This is a genomic window from Pseudomonas sp. NPDC087697, from assembly GCF_044743155.1.
Classification (GTDB): domain Bacteria; phylum Pseudomonadota; class Gammaproteobacteria; order Pseudomonadales; family Pseudomonadaceae; genus Aquipseudomonas.
In genome coordinates this window covers 1-3,455 of the sequence record NZ_JBIUVW010000089.1, presented here as the reverse complement: position 1 = coordinate 3,455, position 3,455 = coordinate 1, and the positions used below count along the sequence as shown (strand labels likewise).

Annotated in this window: 4 protein-coding genes; 3 read left to right on the top strand and 1 reads right to left on the bottom strand. The window is 60.1% G+C overall.

Annotated elements, in window-relative coordinates; genetic code table 11:
• Window positions 1-191: 191 nt before the first annotated feature.
• Together ilvA and ACIPIN_RS28835 are read left to right on the top strand one after the other, a co-directional pair.
• Window positions 192-1,706, top strand: a complete 1,515-nt coding sequence (ilvA, locus tag ACIPIN_RS28840; RefSeq protein ID WP_401124888.1) for a threonine ammonia-lyase, biosynthetic — start codon at window positions 192-194, stop codon at window positions 1,704-1,706.
• 38 nt (window positions 1,707-1,744) lie between these two features.
• Window positions 1,745-2,170, top strand: coding sequence for a DUF2269 family protein (locus ACIPIN_RS28835; protein ID WP_401124886.1), 426 nt, complete (start codon window positions 1,745-1,747; stop codon window positions 2,168-2,170).
• Window positions 2,171-2,274: 104 nt separating this feature from the next.
• Here ACIPIN_RS28835 and ACIPIN_RS28830 read toward each other — a convergent pair whose 3' ends face one another.
• Entirely contained in the window at window positions 2,275-2,931 is a 657-nt protein-coding gene (locus ACIPIN_RS28830; RefSeq protein WP_401124884.1) for an HAD family hydrolase, read from the bottom strand.
• A gap of 143 nt (window positions 2,932-3,074) precedes the next feature.
• Between ACIPIN_RS28830 and ACIPIN_RS28825 the strand changes: the two genes are divergently transcribed.
• The coding region (locus ACIPIN_RS28825) for an RNA pyrophosphohydrolase (protein WP_401124882.1) at window positions 3,075-3,455 on the top strand (381 nt) is incomplete at its 3' end.

Sequence of the window (3,455 nt, the reverse complement as noted above, 5' to 3'; positions counted from 1 at the left end):
CTTCCAGGTCCCTCCCTCGATGATCAGTCGAGAACTATCGCTCCTGACGGAGCGATAGTCGAGATACAAGGAGCTGCCGAAGGCTGCGATCTTTTCCGGCGTCCTTAAAACCACCTGTTTAGTGTGGTCGCTTAGGCAAAAGCCGGGTTAGACTCCTTGGCCCTGCCCAACCCGCTCAGTGATGCTTTCCGATGCTCGAACAGTACGTCAAGAAGATCCTCACCTCGCGCGTTTATGACGTTGCCGTAGAAACCCCATTGCAGACTGCTCGCCAGCTCTCCGAGCGGCTGGGCAACAAGATTTGGCTCAAGCGCGAAGACTTGCAGCCAGTGTTCTCGTTCAAGATTCGCGGCGCTTACAACAAGCTGACCCAATTGAGCGATGAAGAGCGCGCCCGTGGCGTGGTCACTGCCTCGGCGGGTAACCACGCGCAGGGCCTGGCGCTCGCAGCCAAGGTGTTGGGCGTGAAAGCGACCATCGTCATGCCCAAGACCACCCCCGAGATCAAGGTCGAAGGCGTGCGTTCGCGCGGCGGCAAAGTGGTGCTGCACGGTGATTCCTTCCCGGAAGCCCTGGCCTATTCGCTGAAACTGGTCGACGAAAAGGGTTACGTCTACATCCACCCTTACGATGATCCGCACACCATTGCCGGGCAGGGCACCGTGGCGATGGAGATTCTGCGCCAGCACCCGGGCCCGATTAATGCGATTTTCGTCCCGGTGGGCGGTGGCGGTTTGATCGCCGGGATCGCGGCGTACGTGAAGTACCTGCGGCCCGAGATCAAGATCATCGGCGTCGAGCCGGACGACTCCAACTGCCTGCAAGCGGCCATGGCGGCCGGTGAGCGCGTGGTGCTGCCGACTGTGGGGATCTTTGCCGATGGCGTGGCGGTGGCGCAGATCGGCAAGCACACCTTCGACATCTGCAAAGACTACGTCGATGAGGTGATTACCGTCAGCACCGACGAGATCTGTGCGGCGATCAAGGATATCTACGACGATACCCGCTCGATCACTGAGCCTGCCGGCGCCTTGGGCGTGGCGGGGATCAAGAAGTATGTCGAACTGTATGGCGTGACCGGGCAGACCCTGGTGGCCATCGACTCCGGCGCCAACGTCAACTTCGACCGCTTGCGTCACGTCGCCGAGCGCGCCGAGCTGGGTGAGGGCCGTGAAGCGATCATTGCCGTGACCATCCCGGAGAAGCCGGGCAGCTTCAAGGCGTTCTGCGAAGCCATCGGCAAGCGCCAGATCACCGAATTCAACTACCGCTACAACACCGGCAGCGAAGCGCACATTTTTGTCGGCGTGCAGACGCACCCGGAAAACGATCCACGCAGCGCGCTGATTGCCAGTCTGACCGAGCAAGGCTTCCCGGTGCTCGACCTGACCGACAACGAACTGGCCAAGTTGCACATTCGCCATATGGTGGGCGGCCGTGCGGCACATGTCGTCGATGAAGTGGTACTGCGCTTCGAGTTCCCGGAACGTCCGGGCGCACTGTTCAACTTCCTCAACAAGCTCGGCGGGCGCTGGAACATCTCGATGTTCCACTACCGCAACCACGGCGCGGCCGATGGTCGGGTGGTCGCGGGCCTGCAAGTGCCGCACGAAGAGCGCCATCTGGTGCCGGCGGCGCTGGCAGAAATCGGTTACCCATATTGGGATGAGAGCGACAACCCGGCGTATAAGCTGTTCCTCGGCTGAGCGTCTACGCTGTGGGCAGTCCATAAGGAAATCGAACCATGGAAACGTTAACCGCCCTGAAAGTGGCTCATGTCCTGGCAACGGTGCTGTTGCTGGTCGGTGCGCTGGGCCTGGCGATCTGGGTCTGGCGCACTCGCCGCAACGGTGACGTGACGGCGCCCGCCCGCACCCTGCAACGGCCGCAGGTGTTCGTCTGGCTGGTGATGGGCCTGGCGTTGCTGAGCATGCCGTTCACCGGATGGTGGATGGTGCATCTGGTGGGCTGGCCGCTGGGGCAGATCTGGATTCTGGGCTCCAGCGTGATCTACACCGTTGGCGCTCTGGCTATGTTCTGGCTGCTGGTGCGGCTGAACAAGCTGCGCACTACACCGGGAGGCAACGGCAAATTTACGTTCGCCTTGGCGCTGTTCAGTTTTGTCTGCTTTATCGCGATTGCCGGGTTGATGGGCGCCAAACCTGTTTAAGGCGTTAGACCGGGTCGCCCCCATCGCGAGCAGGCTCGCTCCCACAGGGGATTTGTGTCGATCACAGATCCAGTGTGGGAGCGGGCTTGCTCGCGAAAGCGATTTCAGTCGCGCAACGAAATTACCGGCCAGCCACGTTTTTCGGCCTCGGCCCGCAAATTCGGGTCCGGGTCCACGGCCACCGGGTTTGCCACTTCCTCCAGCAACGCCAGATCGTTCATCGAATCGCTATAGAAATAGCTGTCTTCGAGCGACAACCCTGTTTCTTCCAGCCAACGATTCAAGCGCGTCACCTTGCCTTCACGAAAGCACGGTACGTCGGTGCTGCGGCCGGTGTAGCGGCCGTCGATCATTTCGCATTCGGTGGCAATCAGGGTTTCGACACCCAGACGCTGGGCAATCGGCCCGGTGACGAAGCGGTTGGTGGCGGTGATGATCACCAGTTTGTCACCGGCAGCCCGATGCTTGGCCAGCAACTCAAGGCCCTTGGGCAACACGATCGGTTCGATGCAGTCGCGCATGTAGTCGCGGTGCCATTCGTCCAGCACGGCCATCTCGGTACTACCGAGCACTTCCAGACAAAAGTTCAGGTACGCGGCGTTGTCCAGCTTGCCGGCCAGGTAGTCCTGGTAGAACTCGTCGTTGCGTGCTTTATAGGCGACGGCGTCGAGGAAGCCTCGTTCGCACAGGTAATCGCCCCACGCGTGATCGCTGTCGCCGCCCAAAAGTGTGTTGTCCAAGTCGAATAAAGCCAGACGCATTGCAGTTACTCGCTGAAAAGTCTGTAAAAAGGCGTCCAGAATACGGTCTTTTCACAAGAGTGCACATAACGTAGGAAGCTTCGTTGCCGCCTTCACGACCTTTGTGGAACAATGCGGCGACATGCGTTTGCGAGGTTGTTGCCGTGATCGACCCCGATGGTTTCCGCCCCAATGTCGGGATCATTCTCACGAATGATGCTGGCCAGGTGCTATGGGCTCGCCGTATCAATCAAGATGCCTGGCAGTTTCCTCAAGGTGGTATCAACCCTCAGGAGACGCCGGAAGACGCCTTGTACCGCGAGTTGAACGAAGAAGTGGGTCTGGAGCGCGAAGATGTTGAAATTCTCGCCTGCACCCGGGGCTGGTTGCGCTATCGTTTGCCGCAACGCCTGGTCAGAACGCACAGCCAACCGTTGTGCATCGGCCAGAAACAGAAATGGTTTCTCCTGCGCCTGGTCTCCAACGAGCAGCGGGTGGCCACAACAGCCAGACGCGCTGCATTTGCTCGGGTTGATGGCCCACGC